Raw genomic sequence first — 18126 nt, 5'->3', positions numbered from 1 at the left:
AGGACTGCCAATGTCGAAGAAGGTCTCCAGGCCAGGATCGATTTCCCGCCGCCGCCTGCTGGCGACCGCGGGCGCGGCGCTTGCTGCCTCGCCGCTCGGTGTCAACCCGCTGCAGGCGCAGCAGGCGCCGATCAAAATCGGCATGAGCATGCCGCAAACCGGTGGTCTCGCAGGCGGCGGCAAGGCGTCGCTGCTCGGCATCGAGATCTGGCGTGACGACGTCAACGCCAAGGGCGGGCTGCTCGGCGGCCGCAAGGTCGAACTGGTCGTCTATGACGACAAATCGAGTGCTTCGGAGACGCCGGCGATCTATTCGAAGCTGATTGATGTCGACAAGGTCGACCTCTTGTTCGCGCCCTACGCGACCGTGCCGACGGCGCCAATCATGCCGATGGTCAAGCAGCGTGGGCTTCTGCTGATCGGCAACTTCTCCTTCCAGGTCAACAGTAAGGTCGGCCATGACATGTGGTTCAACAATGCGCCGTGGGGGCCGCCCGACAGCTGGGCGTCTTCGTTTCTCGATATCGGTCAGAAGGCCGGCGGCAAATCCATGGCATTGCTGGCGGCCGACCAGGAATTTGCCCAGAATCTGGCGAAGACCGCGCGCGAAGTCGCAGCAAAGCGCAGCCTGCCAATCGTCTTCGACCAGGCCTATCCGCCGAATACCGTGGAGTTCTCCAGCATCATCCGGGCGCTGAAGGCGAGCAAGCCCGACATCGTTTATGTCGCGTCTTATCCGCCGGACTCGGCGGGCATCCTGCGCGCCGTGAACGAGATCGGCATCGGCGACAACGTCAAGGTTTTCGGCGGCGGCATGGTCGGTCTGCAGTTCGGCGCCGTGATGGAGAACATGGGCTCGCTGCTTAACGGCGTCGTCAACTACAACACATGGCTCCCGGAGAAGAGCATGTATTTTGAGGGAACCAAGGAGTTCTTCGACAAGTACACGAAACGGGCCGTGGAAGCCAAGATCGACCCGCTCGGTTATTATCTGGCGCCGTTCGGCTATGCCAGCGGCCAGCTCATCGAGCAGGCCATCAAGGCGGTGGGTTCGCTGGATCAAAAGGCACTCGCAAAATATCTGCGCGAAAACACGCACAAGACTATCGTCGGTCCGATCGCGTTTTCGCCTGATGGCGAGCGTAAGGAAACCGCGGTGCTGCAGGCCCAGTTCCGTGGCGTTGTGGACAAGAACATCGAGCAGTTCCGCAGCTCGGGCAAGCAGGTGATCCTGTTCCCGGAGAATCTGAAATCCGGCGAACTGGTCGCTCCGTTTGAAGCCGCGCGGAAATAAGCTGGATATCGTGAGGCTGCCCGGGAAAAATCGGGCAGGGGATCGGATACCCCGGCACGGGCTGATCGGGAAGCGGCTGAAGTCGGGTCAAGGGGGACCTCAATTGTTTTCACTGGATCTGCTGCTCGATGCGGTGGTGATCGGGGTGCTGCTCGGCTGCTTTTACGGCGCGGTCAGCCTTGGGTTGTCCGTGTCGTTCGGCCTGCTTGACGTCCCCCATGTGGCGCATCCGGCGTTTCTGGTGCTGGCGTCGTACGCAGTGTATTTCCTCAATGAGCAGTATGCCGTTGATCCGCTGGTCGCCGGGTTCCTGATCACACCTGTATTCTTCCTGTTCGGGCTCGCGGCTTATCGCCTGTACTACGAAACGTTCGAGAAGCGGGGCAGCGACGCCGGGGTGCGCGGCATCGCCTTCTTCTTCGGCGTCGCATTCATCATTGAAGTGCTGATCATCCTGCAATTCGGGGTCGATCAGCGCTCCGTCACCGCCGACTATATCGGCAAGGCGTGGCGGCTCGGTGATATCCGCATTCCGTACCGGCTTCTGGTTGCCTTTGCTGTCGCAACCGCACTGACCGTCCTGCTCACGCTGTATTTGTCGCGGACCTTCATGGGGCGCGCTATCCGCGCGGTCGCGCAGGACCAGGAGGCGTTACGATTGATGGGCACCAACCCGGTCAAGATCAAGCAGCGGGCATTCGGCATCGCCACCGCCGTGCTCGGGGTCGCCGGTGCCCTGCTCATCATCGTCGCTCCTGTCGATCCGACGCTCGACCGTGCCTATATTGGGCGCACATTCTGCGTTGTGGTGATGGCGGGGCTTGGCAGTATGGGCGGCACGCTCGTCGCCGCCATCATTCTCGGTGTTGCCGAGTCGATCGTGCTCACCATGTTCGGCGCCTCCTGGGCACCGGCGATTTCCTTTGCGATGTTGCTCGGCATTCTCGCCGTACGGCCGCAGGGCCTGTTTGGCAGGCGATCATGAAGCGCAACAGCATTGCTTTCTGGATCGGAGCGGCCGGCTTTCTCGCCGCCGTCTTTGTGATGACACAGGTCGTCGCCAACCAGTATCCATTCTTTGCCGGCTACGTGATCATGCAGTTCATCGCGCTTGCCGTCGCATGGAGTATCCTTGGCGGCTATGCAGGTTATGTGAATTTCGGCACCAGCGCGTTTTACGGTGTTGGCGTCTATGCCTCGGTATTCCTGGTCAATGCCTTTGGTGCACCGCTTCCCCTGCAGATCCTGACCGCCGCCGCGATCGGCGCGCTCATGGGGTTTGCGCTCGGCCTGTTGACGCTTCGCATGCAGGGAATCTTCTTCTCGATCGCGACGATTGCGCTGACAATCATCATTGAGACGACGATAACGAACTGGCGATACGTCGGCGGAGCGGCGGGCATCCAGATCCAACGGCCGGCGGTGACGGCGCCGTTCGATTACTATGTGCAGATGCTGTTCTTCGTCCAGGCTCTCCTCGTGGTGCTGGCGGTTGCGATTTCGCGCTACATCCAGAACTCATGGATCGGCCGCGGCCTGCAGGCGCTCAGGGACGACGAACTCGCGGCCGAGTGCACCGGCGTGCCGACCATGGGATTGAAGCTGCTCGCCTGTGTGATCTCAGGGGCGCTGATGTGTGCCGTCGGCGCTCCCGCTGCAATGTACCTGCAATATGCGGACCCCGCGTCCGCGTTCAATCTCAACTATTCCGTCTCGACGCTGGCGATGTCGCTGATCGGCGGAACCGCGCATTGGTCCGGACCGATCATCGGCGCGATCCTGCTTGGTACGACGCAGCAATTGCTGGCGGTCACGATCTCGTCGGAAGTCAATGTGCTGGTGCTCGGTTTGATGCTGGTACTGTTTGTGGTGGGCGCACCAGAAGGCATCATCGGCCTGATCCGCAAGCTGCGCGGCAGCCGCAAGGAGGGTGAGGTATGACGCTCTCCAGCACCCAGCCGCCGCTGCTGCGCATTTCGGCGCTCACCAAGCGTTTCGGCGGGTTCACGGCGCTCAACGATGTCAGCGTCGACATTCGGCCCGGCGAGCGGTTCGGCCTGATCGGTCCGAACGGCTCGGGCAAGACCACACTGATCAACTGCATTTCCGGCGCGTTTCGCACCGAACCCGGCACCGTCCTGTTTCGTGATGAGGATATCACGCAGTTGCAACCGCATGTGCGCACGCGCCGCGGCATTGCCCGCAGCTTCCAGATTCCGCGGCCGTTCAGGAGCATGACGGTCGCCGAAAATCTCATGGTCGCGCTCGACTTTGCCGCGCACGAGCACGTCTCGGTGGCGCAGCGGCGAGACACCATGATGTCGATCCTGAATCAAATGGGCCTTGGGTCGAAGGCCAACGTCCCGGCCGCGCAGCTTGGTCAGGTGGAATTGCGCAAGATGGAACTTGCGCGTGCGATGGCGACGCATCCGAAGCTCCTGATTTCGGACGAGGCCATGGCGGGCCTCTCCAGTTCGGAAGTCGACGAAGTGCTTGATCTGCTGTTGAGCCTTGCAAGCCGGGACATCACCATCATCATGATCGAGCATATCATGCAGGCCGTGATGCGCTTTTCCGAACGCGTCATGTGTCTTGACGCCGGCAGGATCATCGCAATCGGCACGCCTTCCGAAGTCATGGCCGACCATCGGGTGCAGGAGGCCTACCTTGGCACTTAGCCTGGCCATCAATGATCTTGATGCAGGTTACGGCGCCGTGAAGGCGTTGCGCAGCGTTTCGCTCCATGTCGAGGCCGGCGAAACCGTTGCGTTGCTCGGCACCAACGGCAACGGCAAGAGCACGCTGATGAAGTGCATCGCGGGCCTGGTGCGGCCGCAGCGCGGCGCCATATCGCTCACGATCGACGGAACGGCGCACGATCTGTCCCGTCTGTCGACCGAAGACATCGTCGAGCTCGGCGTAGCGATGGTTCCAGAGGGCCGTCGCTTGTTCCCCCGGCTGACCGTGCTGGAGAACCTGATGCTCGGCGCGTTCCGCAAGGCGGCCCGGCGCAGCGTCGACTGCAATCTTGCGGTTGCTTTCGAAACGTTTCCCGTCCTTAAGGAACGGCAGAAGCAGCTCGCGGGCACGATGTCTGGCGGACAGCAGCAGATGCTGGCGATTGCGCGCGCCCTGATGTCGTCACCACGCCTATTATTGGTCGACGAACCTTCGGTGGGCCTCTCGCCGCTACTCGTTTCGCAGACCATCACCAAGATCGGCGAGCTCAATCAAAACCTCGGCCTCACGGTGCTGATGGCGGAGCAGAACTTCAATCAGGCGATCCGGATCGCCAGCCGCGGCTATATCATTGTCCACGGTGAAATCGTCGTAGCGGCCGCGTCGGTCGACGAATTGAGGGGCAACGACATCGTCAAGCGGCTCTATCTTGGCGGCACAGCGTGATTCCTCGCTACAGCACCGAAGGTGCGGAGCGATGCGCCTGCCGCACTATTCCGCGGCGCGGGCGATGGTGGCAGCCTGCCGGCGCCGTGCAACTTACTGGCGCAATGCGGTCTACGTTTGATCGACCTCGATCTTCTTGGCGGTAGCTGGCTCAGACTTCCCCACGATGGATTGGAGCGAAACTGCAATTGTTTCAATCAGTTAGAAGGCCGCGTGTGTGCGACGTGTGCACCGGGAGATCAAGGAAAATCTCCCGTGGGCAAGTGCGGTCGCTCTTTCGACTGAGGTGAGGTGAAGTCTTAAGACGTTTGCGTGGTTTAGAGCGGGGTCGCAGGAGCAGGAGCCGAGGTCGTGCCTCACGATCAGTGAATGATCGACCTGCGAAGAGTTCTGCGGACTACGGTGAGGACACAAAATCATGTCTGGGGGGCAAGTCGCTCCCTCGCTGCCAAATCTACGATTTTGAGCGCTTTACTCCGATTTTTCACGAACTCCTTCGCCCGATTGTAACGCTCAGGCAGCGTCGCGAGTCCGAGTGGGGTCGTGGACGCAGCGGCGCCAGGCTACTGATCGCAGATATTGACTGAGGGATCGAAGGGCGGCCGACGGGATGTGGACCGCAAGCGATTCTCGCGGGCCGCCGCTTCGATGCAGTCCGTGCGTTGCGGACCGCTGCTCGATCACGAGGCGACATTCGGTTGACGGAAGGCCGCTTCCATCTCGCGACGGACGCGCACGGCGAGGCTATCCGGATCGTACTCCACATCCTCCCACTTCAGCCGTTGACCTTCTTCGATCTCGGTCTTGAGCTTGACGTGGTGGGCCAGGCCGAGCGGAAGATAGCCCTGCTTGAGCGAGGCCTCAGCCGGCGTCTGCTTGCCCCAGACGCAGAAGCCGCCTTCGCCGTCGAGCATCTCGCCGGCCTTCAGCTTGCGCTTGGCGGTCGCAACCACGTCCGAGTTGAACACGATAGGCGCGCCGGTCGGCTCCTTGCGCAGTGCCGCCGACGCAACGGAGATGCCGAGCTCGAGCCCGATCATGTGGATCGGACGGTAGAGCGAAGCATATTTGCCGGTCTTGTCTGGCAGCATGCTGTACTCGCGAAAACATTCCTCGGAATAGGCGCTGTCGGTCTCGAACACGACATAGGTGCCCATCACGAGGCTCTGTGGCACGTCGGTGCCGTCGCGATAGACGGACGAGGTGACCTCGGTGACGCCAGACTTCTCCAGCGTACCGCCGTCGGATCTCGGCTTGCAGATCTCGGCGTGCTCGAAGCGGGTGGCGGGCGGGAACGACAGGCCTTCGCTCTGCGCATGCAGGCCGGTCGCATTGCAGACCGCGGTCATCTCGATGCCCGACTTGGTGCCGTCGACGAAGGAGTTGAACATCTTCGGATTGATCGAGTTGCGATCCTTGATCTTCATGTATTTGTCGAGGATGTCCCACACCGTATCCGGCGTCGACTGGTGATAGGTCGGGTGGTAGCGAGTGCCCTTGCCGGCGGCGACGACCTTGAAGCCGGCCGCGCGCGCCCAATCGACGTGATCGGCGATCAGTGCCGGCTGGTCGCCCCAGGCCAATGAGTAGACGACGCCAGCCTGCCGCGCTTTGCGCGCCAGGATGGGGCCTGCGACCGCATCCGCCTCGACATTGACCATCACGATGTGCTTGCCGTTCTCGATCGCTTTCATCGCAAAGCGGATGCCGGCGCCGGGATCGCCGGTCGCCTCGATGATGACCTCGATCGCCGGATGGGTGATAAGGGCGTCAGCATTGTCGGTGACGATGGTACGGCCGTGCTTCAGCGCGTCGTCGATCGAGGTGGCTGCATATTGCTCTTCGGGCCAGCAGCCGAGCTTGAGCTGCGAACGAGCGCGGGCGGTGTTGAGGTCGGCGACGCCGACCAGATGCATGCCGTCGGTCTGGCGCACCTGCGACAGGAACATCAGGCCGAACTTTCCGGCCCCGATCAGCCCAATAGTAATCGGTTTGCCGGCAGCCTTGCGCTCCAGCAGCATGCGATGGAGATTCATGAGATTGTTCCTTGACGTTCCTCGGACGACGGCTGTGTCCGCCGTTTCGCGGGAAACGTTAGGCAGCGGCGAATCCGAGGGCAATTCAGATTATCTGCCACGACGATGTAGACACGCTAAACTATTCGCTCGTTCCAACTGTCGCGCTCCTTGCGCAGCCAGTCGAGGAAGGTGCGGGTCTTGCGGTGGCGCAGATGGCCGTGCGGGCAGACAATCCACTGCGTGGTCAGCGCGATGGCCGGCGGATCCTTCACCGGACAGACCAGGCGGCCGTCGCGCAATTCGCGCCAGGCCAACAGCTCGCTTTCCAGCCCGATGCCGAGCCCGTCAACGGCGGCGTCGATCGCCATGTGGCTGCGGTCGAACAGCACGCGCTTCCAGCGCTCGGTCGGCTCGATGCCGACCTCCGTGAACCAGCGCGGCCACTGCATCTGCGATTTCACCGAATGGATCAGCCGATGCTTGAGCAGGTCGGCGGCGGAAAGACTGCCCGCCGCAAAGGACGACGGTGCGCACAGTGGAAAGAATCGCTCCTTGCCGAGGCTCTCGACGAACAGGCCGGGCCAGGCGCCTTCACCATGGCGGATCTCGAGGTCGACATTTTCCTTGCGGAAGTCGGTCGGCTCATTGGTGCCGTCGAGTCGCAACTCGATATCCGGGTTGGCGTCAACGAAGCTCGCGAGCCGCGGCAACAGCCATTTGCTCGACACGCTGGGGGCTGCGCGCACCGTCAATGTGGTGGCGGAGCGGATGCCACGGACATGCTGCATCACGTCGGTGACGTGCTCGATCTCGCGGCTGATCATCTCGAAATAGCGCTCGCCGGCTTCAGTTAGGGTGATGTTGCGCCCGATCCGCGAGGTCAGCGCGGTGCCGAGATGCAGCTCCAGCGCCTGGATCTGCTGGCTGACCGCCGAGGGCGTCACCCGCAATTCGTCCGCCGCGCGGGAAATCGAACCCGCGCGCGCCACCGCGTGGAAGACGATGATGGCGCGGAAGGGTATCTGCATCAGGAAACCTTTTAGGCCAGCTAAAGTGACGGCGAATATAATTCAATTGTCGCGCATGACCAGCGATCTAGGCTTCACCCTCAAGGCAACCCGCGACAGACGGGGCTGACGAGGAAACAGGACGGCGCTGGCCGCCGATCCGCCCGGGGGAAGGAACACAAGGCTTAGAGCCCTTTCACCAAACAACCCATTTGACGACACCGCCGCAGCAAGTCCTGCGGACGCGGCAATGAACACGCGCGCCAAAAGGCGCCGCACCAGGGGAGAACGACCGATGCCGGGCAAGCGCCATACGATCTCACGCCGCAGTTTCATGGTTGCTGCCGCGGCCGTCCCTCTGGTCGCGATCCGCACAAGGCCGGCACATGCGGCGGAATTCGAGTATAAGCTCGCCACCGGCCAGTCGCTGACGCAACCGATCAACACGCAGCTCGATCAGGCCGTGAAGCGGATCAAGGAGGCGAGTGGCGGGCGGCTGGAGATCAAGTTCTTTCCGGCCTCGCAGCTCGGCTCGGACACCGATCTGCTGACGCAGATTCGCAGTGGCGGAGTCGATTTCCTCAATATCGCCGGCTCCGTGCTGTCGACGGTGGCGCCGGTCGCCGGCATCGCCAATGTCGGCTTCGCCTTCTCCGACTACAGCCAGGTCTGGACTGCGATGGACGGCGATCTTGGCAAGCGGATCGCGGCGCAGATCGAGAAGACTGGCGCGCTTGTCATGGCCAAGCCCGCCGACAACACGTTCCGGCAGATCTCGTCGTTTGCAAAACCGATCAAGACGCCGGCCGATCTCGCCGGTTACCGGATCCGCGTGCCGGTGTCGCCGATCTTCACCTCGCTGTTCAAGTCGCTCGGCGCCAATCCGACCTCGATCAACTTCAACGAATTGTACACGGCGCTGCAGACCCATCTGGTCGACGGACAGGAGAATGGCCTCGTGACCATCGAGGCCGGCAAGATCTACGAGGTGCAGAAGTACATCTCCGAGACCAACCACATCTGGGATCCGTTCTTTATCCTTGGCAACCGCCGCTCGGTGAAGGCGCTGCCCGACGATCTGCAGGCGCTGGTCCGCAAGGAATTCGACCAGGCTGCGATGGAGCAGCGCGCTGACACGGCAAAGCTCAATCTGACGCTGAAGGACCAACTGATCGCCAAGGGCATCACCTTCGAAGCATCGGACAAGGAGGCGTTCCGCAAGGGTCTCTCCGCCGCCGGCTTCTACAAGGAATGGCGCGGCAAGTTCGGCGAGGAAAATTGGAAGATTCTGGAGGCCGCGGCCGGGGCGCTGGCATGAGCACGGCCATCGGCATGCCGGAGACGGTGGCGCTCGGCGAGGCAGCTTCCTTGCGGGGACGCTGGCTGGAGCAGGGGTTGCGCTGGCTGGTCGAGATCCCGGCCGCGATCGCGGTGGTCGCCGAGGTCATCATCCTGTTTGCCGGTATCGTCGCGCGCGGCATCTTCCACCGGCCGATCATCTGGTCGGACGAGCTCGCGTCAATCCTGTTCCTGTGGCTGGCGATACTGGGCAGCGCGATCGCCGTGCAGCGCTCGGCGCATATGCGCCTGACCTTCTTCACGTCGTATCTGTCGCCGCGCGCCGAGGCCTTCACCTCGACGCTTGCTGCCGGGGCCGTCGCGCTGTTCCTTGCGATCATCCTGCATCCCGCACTGGACTATGTGGAGGACCAGGCTTTCGTCGAGACGCCAGCGCTCGGTTGGTCGGGCATGGTCCGCGCTGCGGCGATCCCAGTTGGCTGTATCATCGCGCTGGCCGGCATCTGCCTGACGCTGGTCAAGCGTTCGGCGAAGGATTTGCTGGCCGTTGCGCTGCTGTTTGCTGCGATCGCTGGTGCGCTCTATCTCGCGGGGCCGTCGCTGAAGCCGCTCGGCAACTGGAACTTGCTGATCTTCTTCGTCGGCCTGCTTGGCTGCGCCGTGATGGCTGGCGTTCCCATCGCATTTTCCTTCTGTCTTGCGACCGTGGCCTTCCTGCTCACGACAACGAGGACGCCACTGCTCGTCGTCGTCGGGCGGATCGACGAAGGCATGAGCTCGCTGATCTTGCTCGCGGTGCCACTGTTCGTGTTGCTGGGACAGTTGGTCGAGCAGACCGGCATGGCGCGGGTGATGGTCGCGTTCCTGGCGTCGGTGCTCGGCCACGTCCGCGGCGGGCTGTCCTATGTGATGCTCGGCGCGATGCTGCTGGTCTCGGGTATCTCCGGCTCGAAAACCGCCGACATGGCGGCGATCGCGCCGGTGCTGTTTCCCGAGATGCGCAAGCGCGGCATGAAGGATGGCGAGCTGGTATCGCTGCTGGCCGCGTCCGGGGCGATGAGCGAGACCATTCCGCCATCGATCGTGCTGATCGCGATCGCCTCCGTCACCGGCGTGTCGATCGCCGCGTTGTTCACCGCCGGCATCCTGCCCGGAATCGTGCTGGCGATCGTGCTCGCCTTCGTTGCTCGCTACCGGGCGGGTGCCGAGGAGAATGCCGCGGTCAAGGTCGCACGGGCGCCGATGTCTGTCATGGCGAAGACGTTCTGGGCGGCGTTGCCGGCGCTGGCGCTGCCGTTCCTGATCCGCAGCGCGGTGGTCGAGGGCTATGCGACCGCGACCGAAGTCTCGACGATCGGCATCGCCTATTGCCTCGTGCTCGGCCTGATCATCTATCGCGGCAGCCTGACTTGGAAGAACGTGCTGCCGATGTTGGTGCAGACCGCTTCGCTTTCCGGCTCGATCCTGTTCATCGTGGGAGCAGCGAGTGCGATGGCCTGGGCGCTGGCGCAGTCCGGCTTCTCGCATGAACTGGCCGCGCGCATGGCCGGCGTGCCCGGCGGCGCCTGGGGCTTCCTCTTGATCTCGGTGGTCGCCTTCATCGTGCTCGGCAGCGTGCTGGAGGGGATTCCGGCGATCGTGCTGTTCGGCCCGCTGCTGTTCCCGGTGGCAGCAACGTTCGGCATCAATGGGGTGCACTATGCGATGGTGGTGATCCTGGCGATGGGCCTCGGCCTGTTCGCGCCGCCGTTCGGCCTCTGCTATTACGCGGCCTGCATCATCGGCGGCGTGCCGCCGGATGCCGGCCTGCGCCGCATCTGGATCTATCTCGCCTGGCTCTTCATCGGCTTGTTACTGATCACGTTCGTGCCCTGGATATCCTTGGTATTTCTGTGAGCGGCCATGGGCGCGAATGTCTGAGGCGAAGACAGTATCGCTGGTGTGGGGAAAGGCGGTAGCACTCCACTGACTCGAACCCCCGACAGCTCTTCGGGCAAGGCGATTCGAGCCTCAGAGTTCACATCATGCGACATGACGCCATTGTGAGCGGGATCTAGTTGGACCTAGGTTGCTGGAGCTAGCTTAAGCTTGCTCATGATGGATTGGAGCGAGAGTTCTGGTTTTTCAAGCGGTTAGAAGGCGTCGTGTGCACGACGTGTGCACTGGGAGATCAATAAAAATCTATTGAGAGCAAGTGCAAATCGTCGCTCTTTCGGTATGTGAGATCCGCGGAAGTTTGGATGTCTGGGAGAGCTGGGTCGCAAGGGCAGGGCGCTTACCGGCGACCGGCTCATCCGCGAAGAGTTCTGCGGGTTACAGTAAGGACAAAGAATGATGTCGGGGGTTCGAGTCGCTCCCCCGCTAGAGCATGATGTTTTTACACGGAAACATAGCCTGAGTTTTTGAAGTAGTTGGTGCACTCCTCCTTGGTGAAGAGATCGAGGAGTTCACCGACCTTTCGTCAGGTTGCCTCCACGTCACGAGGTTCCGCAGCTCGCATGAGGTGTTTGAGTTTGGCGAAGACCTGCTCGATCGGGTTGAGGTCAGGGCTATAGGCCGGCAGGAAGATACGTGGGCGCCTCTGGCGCGGATGGCTTGGCGAGCCGCTTTGCCCTTGTGGCTGCCAAGATTGTCGAGAATGACGATCTCGCCTGGTGCGAGGGTGGGTGCCAATACTTTTTCGACGTATAGCGTGAAAAGCTCACCGTTGATGGGACCATCAATCACCCAAGGTGCGCTGATCCGATCGTGACGCAGCGCCGCGATGAAGGTCATGGTCTTCCAATGGCCGAAAGGTGCAGATGCTTGGAGGCGCTGCCCAGAGGGTCCCCAGCCACGTAGCGGCGCCATATTGGTTTTGATCCACGTCGAGTCGATAAAAACCAACCGCGCGATGTCGATCCTGCCTTGATGTGCTTTCCAGCGGGTCCGCTTACGGGCGACGTCGGAGCGATCCTGCTCGGCTGGGAGAAGCGTTTTTTTGAAGCTGAGTCCCTCGGTGTGAACAAAAGTCCACACCGCCCGCACGTCTGTCTTGATCCCGCGTGCAGCCAGCTCCTGCGTCAGCTTGCGTAAAGTAATGGCCCCGAGCGAATGCGCTTGCGCAGCCAGTCGGCGTTGGCATCCGACAGAACCCGCTTCTTGTGGCCGCCGATCTGACCGGGTGGAGGTTGAATCAGAAATCGCCCGCTCTGGGAATCTTGAGGGTTCTGTGAGGTCGCGTGGCAGGCGCGAGCCGCGCGCTCTGTCGTGCGTGCGACCTCATAGAAGCCGGATTGAACGAAGCTGCGGAGTTGTGGGCGCTATGGGAATAGTGCAGCGGGTGCGGCTGCTGGGAAGGCGCTCCTGTGGTCGCCGCGCGTCGGCGAGACATTCATCGGATGTGAGCAGCCCGTTTGATAGGGCCAAGGGCGCGATCCAGCGAGCGACTTGCTGCGCTGGGATGCGTTGCCGAACGATTGGCGTGGTGTTCGGTGACGAGCGCGGCCGCGGCGACTTCGGACGTTGCCACCGCGAAGGTGATCACAGAGGAGGTGGATGGTGCAGGCGCTGGTCATGACGTATCACAACGAAACGGATGGTCGCGGGCGCAGGCTCGCGGGACGACATCGACGCGCCGCATGGTGCCGCCACAATGCGGGCAGACGGGGATCTTCCATTTGGTGAGGGGATCGTCGCCGGCTTCTTGATCAGTCGGAGGGTTGCGGACAGTAAGGAGTTGACGGCAGAAGGCGATTTTATCGCTGCGTCCGCCATTGGCGAGGAAACCATAGTGGCGGATGCGGTGGAAGCCGTCCGGCAGGGTGTGCAGGAGAAAGCGACGAATGAACTCATCGGCATTAAGCGTCATCACTTTGGCTTTGCGATTCTGCCGATAGTCCTTCCAGGAAAAGCTGACCTTGCCGTCGGCAAGCGAGATCAGCCGGCTGTTGGCGATGGCGACGCGATGCGTATAGCGGCCGAGATAAGCCAGCACCTGTTCGGGGCCGCCGAATGGCGGCTTGGCATAGACGACCCAGTCGGTCCGTCGGAGTTGAGCGAGGCGTTGGGTGAACGCGGCGGGATCCGCCAGATGCGCGAGATCGCCAAAGAAACCCAACTGGCCAGCCGCGAAGGCAGCTTGCAGCTCTTGCAGAAACAGGCGGCGGAACAACCGGGAGAGGACGCGTACTGGCAGGAAGAAGCCGGGCCGGCAAGCGACCCAGCGTGTGCCGTCGAGCGAGGGTCCACCGCCGGGCACGACGCAGTGGAGATGCGGATGGTGTTGCAGGGTCTGGCCCCAGGTGTGGAGGACGGCGGTCACGCCGAGCTGAGCGCCGAGATGCTTGGGGTCGGCCGCGATGGTGGCGAGCGTCTCGGCCGCGCAGCGGAACAGGATGGCGTAGACGACGGCCTTGTTCTGGAAGGCGATCTCTCCGGCGGGGGCCGGCAGGGTGAAGACGACGTGGAAATACGGTACGGGAAGGAGTTCGGCTTGCCGTTCGGCGAGCCATTGCGCGCGCGCCGCGCCCTGGCACTTCGGGCAATGCCGATTGCGACAGGAGTTGTAGGCAATGCGTGTGGCGCCGCAGTCATCGCACTGCTCGACGTGGCCGCCGAGCACAGCCGTCCGGCATGCCGTGATCGCGCCCATGACGCGCCGCTCGACGCGGCCCAGATGCTCGGCACGGGCTTGCCGAAACGCTTCGCCGTGGCGGCGGAAGATATCCGCCACTTCCAGAACCGGAGCCATCAGGTCCGCTCAGCCGGGCGGCACGACCTCCAGGCGGAGCCGGTCAAGCGGACTTGGCGTATTGCTGATGGTCTTGGTGGCGACTTGGGTATAGCGCGCCGTGCTGGCCAGACTGGCATGACCGAGCAGCACCTGGATGATGCGCACGTCGGCCCCGTTCTCCAGGAGATGGGTCGCGAATGTGTGCCGCAGCGTATGCACTGTCACCGACTTGCTCAAGCCGGCCGCAGCGCAGGCTGAACGGCAGGCGGCGTGCAGCACGTTGGGGACGAGCGGACGCTCGTCGTCTCGGCCGGGAAACAGCCATCGCTTTGGCCGAGTGAGCCGCCAATACGTCCGCAGAATCCTCAAAAGCTGCGGCGAGAGCATAACGTAACGGTCCTTGCCGCCCTTGCCGTGCTCGACCCGGATCAACATCCGTTGGCTATCAATGTCGACAACCTTCAAGAGGACCACTTCCGATACGCGCAAGCCTGCGGCATAGACGGTGGTCAGCGCGGTACGGCTCTTGAGGCTTGGGATTGCTTCCAGGAAGCGCACGACCTCGTCGGCGCTCAGCACGACCGGCAGTTTGCGCGGTTTACGCGCATAGGCGATGCGCTCCGGAACGGTGTCATGACCAAGGGTCACACCGTAGAAGAACCGCAGTGCGCAAACGATCTGGTTCAGCGCCGGCCAGGACATCCCCGTCGCAACCAGATGAACCTGGAAGGCACGGATATCCTCCAGGTCGAGGCGGTCAGGAGAACGACCGAAATATCGGCTCAACTTCGCTACGGCGTTGAGGTAGGATTGCTGCGTCGCCGGTGACAGATTGCGGACCGTCATGTCCTCGATCATGCGGCGGCGAAGTGGGCTGATCTCAGCCATCGGAAAACCTCCTGTCTAAAGGGTTGGGCTTCGAAAACCCGCAATCCTCTCAGACAGGAGGCAATCCTTGCTACGCCTCCCTACATGCCGCGCCAGCGGCTTCGTTCAATCCCGATTCCAGTCAAAAACAACATGCTCTAGTTATCCTGCGATTTCCTACGAGCTCTGCGAGTTTTCCCGCTCGGTTATCATTTCCTGTCGCCGCTTCTTAAGACGGTAACCTTTGAACCGCTACGAGTGCCCGTATCTGTGTTGGCCGCCGCTGGCGCAAACCTGCCGCACGCAGCCGATCTTTGCGAGCATTCTCGGCAAGAGTGATAAGTTCGAGTGCAGCTGGAGGTAAGACGGGGAGGGCACTACTGGCCCTTCCATGTTGTCAAACCGCCCAAACAATAAGGATCCTCAGCCTTGAAATAAGACCGAATTGTTGGCCAAAAGCGGAGTTTGGCCACTGGAGAACGGCAAGCAGGACCCTGAGTGGTCCGGCGGACGTGAATGCGGAAAAGCGCCAACCGCAAACCCGTGGTTACCCGGACACGCACTCCGTCAGCGGCAACGTCAAAACGACTCGGAAGGACGAATCCAAGATTTCGACATGCCATTCCGTCCAGTCCTCGACCATATATGCATTCTCTCTGAGCACTGCCGCTCGCTTTGAGGCGTAGGCTTTCACTTGCTCGAAATTGTCGAGTTCGACTCCGCCTTCATCAACGAGAGTTCGTCCCTCGCCGGTGAAATTGAAGAAATATCGCGTTGCCTTCATTGCTTGCTCCGTGACATCTGAGCATGCGCGAACTAGTGGCGGCAATGTCGCGTTCCTGGTCCTCGGCGAAATTCCCGTTCTCGATCCGGCGCAATGTGGGTCGCCATCTCTTAATCGATTTCCTCCATGGCCCCATCATGCGCTGGTCGGTTAAGGGTCGTTCCGAAACAGTGACCAAGTTGAGGACCTCACGCCTTCGATGGCTTCACGCCCTCAACAGATCAACCAAGGTGAGGGCAACGACTTCCGTGGCCTTGAACAGATCCGGCAAAGGCAACCGCTCGTCGGCGCGGTGGGCGTTGGCCTCTTCGATGGTGCGCGGGCCCGCACCAAACAGCACGATAGGTACCCCCGCCGCTGCATAGTGGCGGGCGTCGGTATATAGCGGGACACCCTTTGACGAAATTGGCTCGCCCATGACGTCGCTTGCATGGCCGCACAACATTTGCGCCAACCGCTCGGTGCCCGGCAGAGGTTTTAGAGGCTCGGCCAAGAGAATGCGCCTGACCTCGACCTCAGCTTGCGGGTACGCACAAGCCGCTTTGGCAATCAACTCCTGAAGTTCCTGTTCGACGGTGACGGGATCCTCCTCCGGAATCATGCGCCGGTCGAGCCGGAAAGTAATGCGGTCGGGCACCACATTCGTATTGATGCCGCCGCTGATGAGACCCACGGTCAGCTGCGGCGAGCCGATCCCCGGGATTGCTGAAATGCGGTCGCGCAGCGAGCGTCGCCACTCATAGAGCTGCGCGAGCACGTGATTGGCTGCTTCGAGAGCATCAACGCCGGTGTATGGCATCGCGGCATGGGCCGACCGCCCGTGGACAGTCACTTCAAGATGAAGGCAACCGTTATGGGCGGTCACGACGGCATAGGAAAAGCCGGCAGCAATCGCATGGTCCGGCTTCGTCAATCCCTGGTCCAGGAGCCACTTCGGGCCGATCTCGCCGCCGGCCTCCTCATCGTAAGTGAAGTGGAGTTCGACCGTCCCGGCAAGCGGCACCCCCGAGACCTCAAGCGCTCGCAGCGCGAAAGCGTAGGTAGCGAAGTCGGATTTTGAGACGGCCGCTCCGCGACCATACATCCAGCCTTCCATCACGGTGGCGCCATACGGGTCCCTGGTCCAGCCTTCGCCGGGAGGCACGACGTCGCCGTGGGCGTTGAGTGCCACAATGGGTCCGTCGCCAAAGCGCCTGCGCACGATCAAGTTAGTGACACTGATCATACCGTTGCTTCGCACCAGGGTCTCAGGGACCCTATGACGTTCGACCAGGAACCCCAGTTCCTCCAGAAGCTCGGCAGCGCGCTCTCCATGATGTACGCAATCACCGGGAGGATTGTCCGACGGTACCTTGACGAGCTCGGCGAGGAATCTCGTTTGCGCTTGACGCTGGCTCTCGAGGTACGTGCGAATGTTGCTGCGAAGGCTCTCGTTCGCGACGAGTCCGATCCTTGTCATCGCAGGTCTCCGTCTTGGTGGGCGGCGCCGGCCGGCTCAAGATGCCGCAGAAAATCAAGGGTCACGCGCAGAGCAACATCTGCATCTTCGACCGTGATCGATTCAGCCGGGTTGTGACTGATGCCGCCCCTGCAGCGCACGAATACCATTCCGATCGGACACAGGGCAGTCATTGCGAGCCCGTCATGACCCGCTCCGCTCGGTAGCCGGAGAACCTTGATCCCGGCCCGCGTGATTGAGGCTGCGAGTTGCTCAATCAGCCAGGGCGCGCAGGTAGCCGCAGCCGCTTCATAGGTCTGCTTCATTTCAAGTGCCACGCCTCGGCGAACCGCAATCGCTCTTAACTCGCGTTCGAGATCATGGATTGCTGTCACGCGGTCCGCGTCGGCAGGAGCCCTGATATCCATTGTGAAGCAAGCCCGCTCGGGAATGACGTTCACGGCACTAGGTTGGACTTCGATCCGACCAACGGTTGCGACCAAATTTGGAGTCCCAGCCGCGCGCCGCTCGATGGCGAGAATCATCTCAGATGCGGCGGCAAGCGCGTCCTTGCGGAGGCCCATCGGCACGGTGCCGGCATGACCGGCGTGCCCCCCGACGTCGATTTCAAACCGACCTGCACCGTTGATCGCCGTGACCACTCCGACCGGCAGTTCCTCGCTCTCCAACACGGGGCCCTGCTCGATGTGGATCTCCACGTAGGCGAGCACGTCGTCTCTCCGGCGTGGGATCGAGGGAATATCGAACGGATTGCAGCCAAAGTGCTGAAGGGCCACTCGCACGCTGATGCCTTGCTCATCCTCAGCGTCCAGTTCGGCCGGATCGAGGGCACCGGCCACGGTGCGAGAGCCGGTGAGCGCCACCGGAAAGCGCACACCCTCTTCATTGCCGAAGGCGATCACCTCGATGGGGAACGCCAGACGCTCGCCCGCGCGATTGAGCTCCGCCACAGCCGCGATGGCGACGAGCACACCGAGATTGCCGTCATATTTGCCGGCGTTGCGGACAGTATCTATGTGTGAGCCCAATAGCAGCGCCGGCTTGTCGGGGACCTGGCCATCATACCGACCAACGACGTTACCAACGGCATCGATCATGGTCGTCATGCCGGCCTCGGACATCCAGGCCATGGCCTGCAGGGCGGCGGCCTTGTACTCCGGCGAGAGATAGAGCCGAGTGAGCGCATTCTTTTCGCTCGAGAACTCGGCGAGCTCATCGAGCCTCCTCATGAGCGCCGCGCCGGGCGTAGGGCCATCTCGTTCGCCTCTGAATGCTCCAG

At 62.0% G+C, this 18126-nt stretch carries 14 protein-coding genes and 1 pseudogene; 7 read left to right on the top strand and 8 right to left on the bottom strand.

Going from position 1 to position 18126, the window contains the following annotated elements; all coding sequences use genetic code 11:
- Positions 1-10: 10 nt before the first annotated feature.
- The 5 genes from MTX21_RS15280 to MTX21_RS15260 are packed head-to-tail and all read left to right on the top strand — an operon-like array spanning position 11 to position 4699.
- The gene (locus MTX21_RS15280) at positions 11-1294 is read left to right on the top strand and encodes an amino acid ABC transporter substrate-binding protein (RefSeq protein WP_280965619.1); all 1284 of its coding nucleotides are present in this window, start codon (positions 11-13) and stop codon (positions 1292-1294) included.
- The gene (locus tag MTX21_RS15275) at positions 1275-2279 is read left to right on the top strand and encodes a branched-chain amino acid ABC transporter permease (protein WP_280965618.1); all 1005 of its coding nucleotides are present in this window, start codon (positions 1275-1277) and stop codon (positions 2277-2279) included. Before MTX21_RS15280 ends, MTX21_RS15275 begins: the two co-directional genes overlap by 20 nt.
- Positions 2276-3235 (top strand): branched-chain amino acid ABC transporter permease, encoded by a 960-nt coding sequence (locus tag MTX21_RS15270; protein WP_280965617.1) that lies wholly within the window; start codon positions 2276-2278, stop codon positions 3233-3235. Before MTX21_RS15275 ends, MTX21_RS15270 begins: the two co-directional genes overlap by 4 nt.
- A complete protein-coding gene (locus MTX21_RS15265) occupies positions 3232-3972 on the top strand; it encodes an ABC transporter ATP-binding protein (RefSeq protein ID WP_280965616.1) in 741 nt (246 codons plus the stop codon). The genes MTX21_RS15270 and MTX21_RS15265 overlap by 4 nt, the downstream gene beginning before the upstream one ends.
- Positions 3962-4699, top strand: coding sequence for an ABC transporter ATP-binding protein (locus MTX21_RS15260; RefSeq protein ID WP_280965615.1), 738 nt, complete (start codon positions 3962-3964; stop codon positions 4697-4699). The genes MTX21_RS15265 and MTX21_RS15260 overlap by 11 nt, the downstream gene beginning before the upstream one ends.
- A 680-nt stretch (positions 4700-5379) precedes the next feature.
- Here MTX21_RS15260 and MTX21_RS15255 read toward each other — a convergent pair.
- Both MTX21_RS15255 and MTX21_RS15250 read right to left on the bottom strand, forming a co-directional pair.
- Entirely contained in the window at positions 5380-6735 is a 1356-nt protein-coding gene (locus MTX21_RS15255) for a Gfo/Idh/MocA family oxidoreductase (protein ID WP_280965614.1), read from the bottom strand.
- 116 nt (positions 6736-6851) lie between these two features.
- On the bottom strand, positions 6852-7745 hold the full coding sequence (locus MTX21_RS15250; protein ID WP_280965613.1) for a LysR substrate-binding domain-containing protein: 894 nt from the start codon (positions 7743-7745) through the stop codon (positions 6852-6854).
- A gap of 274 nt (positions 7746-8019) precedes the next feature.
- On the opposite strand from MTX21_RS15250, the gene MTX21_RS15245 reads away from it, so the two are divergent.
- Positions 8020-9042: a TRAP transporter substrate-binding protein gene (locus MTX21_RS15245; protein WP_280965612.1), complete on the top strand. Its 1023-nt coding sequence runs from the start codon at positions 8020-8022 to the stop codon at positions 9040-9042.
- Positions 9043-9056: 14 nt separating this feature from the next.
- Positions 9057-10919, top strand: a complete 1863-nt coding sequence (locus MTX21_RS15240; RefSeq protein WP_280971063.1) for a TRAP transporter large permease subunit — start codon at positions 9057-9059, stop codon at positions 10917-10919.
- Positions 10920-11400: 481 nt separating this feature from the next.
- Here the strand turns inward: MTX21_RS15240 and MTX21_RS15235 are convergent.
- The 6 genes and pseudogenes from MTX21_RS15235 to MTX21_RS15210 form a co-directional block, all read right to left on the bottom strand.
- Positions 11401-12187 (bottom strand): annotated as a pseudogene (locus tag MTX21_RS15235) (IS630 family transposase); the annotation flags it as partial.
- A gap of 389 nt (positions 12188-12576) precedes the next feature.
- Entirely contained in the window at positions 12577-13758 is a 1182-nt protein-coding gene (locus tag MTX21_RS15230; protein ID WP_280970930.1) for an IS91 family transposase, read from the bottom strand.
- A gap of 6 nt (positions 13759-13764) precedes the next feature.
- Complete coding sequence (locus MTX21_RS15225) at positions 13765-14625, bottom strand: site-specific integrase (RefSeq protein WP_128943944.1); 861 nt, start codon at positions 14623-14625, stop codon at positions 13765-13767.
- Between the two features lie 526 nt (positions 14626-15151).
- Complete coding sequence (locus MTX21_RS15220) at positions 15152-15388, bottom strand: hypothetical protein (RefSeq protein ID WP_280965611.1); 237 nt, start codon at positions 15386-15388, stop codon at positions 15152-15154.
- Between the two features lie 205 nt (positions 15389-15593).
- On the bottom strand, positions 15594-16847 hold the full coding sequence (locus MTX21_RS15215; RefSeq protein WP_280965610.1) for a M20/M25/M40 family metallo-hydrolase: 1254 nt from the start codon (positions 16845-16847) through the stop codon (positions 15594-15596).
- Positions 16844-18076: an allantoate amidohydrolase gene (locus MTX21_RS15210; protein WP_280965609.1), complete on the bottom strand. Its 1233-nt coding sequence runs from the start codon at positions 18074-18076 to the stop codon at positions 16844-16846. Before MTX21_RS15210 ends, MTX21_RS15215 begins: the two co-directional genes overlap by 4 nt.
- Between the last annotated feature and the right edge of the window lie 50 nt (positions 18077-18126).

This window comes from Bradyrhizobium sp. ISRA430 (assembly GCF_029909975.1).
GTDB lineage: Bacteria > Pseudomonadota > Alphaproteobacteria > Rhizobiales > Xanthobacteraceae > Bradyrhizobium.
This window is presented reverse-complemented; position numbering and strand designations above follow the sequence as displayed.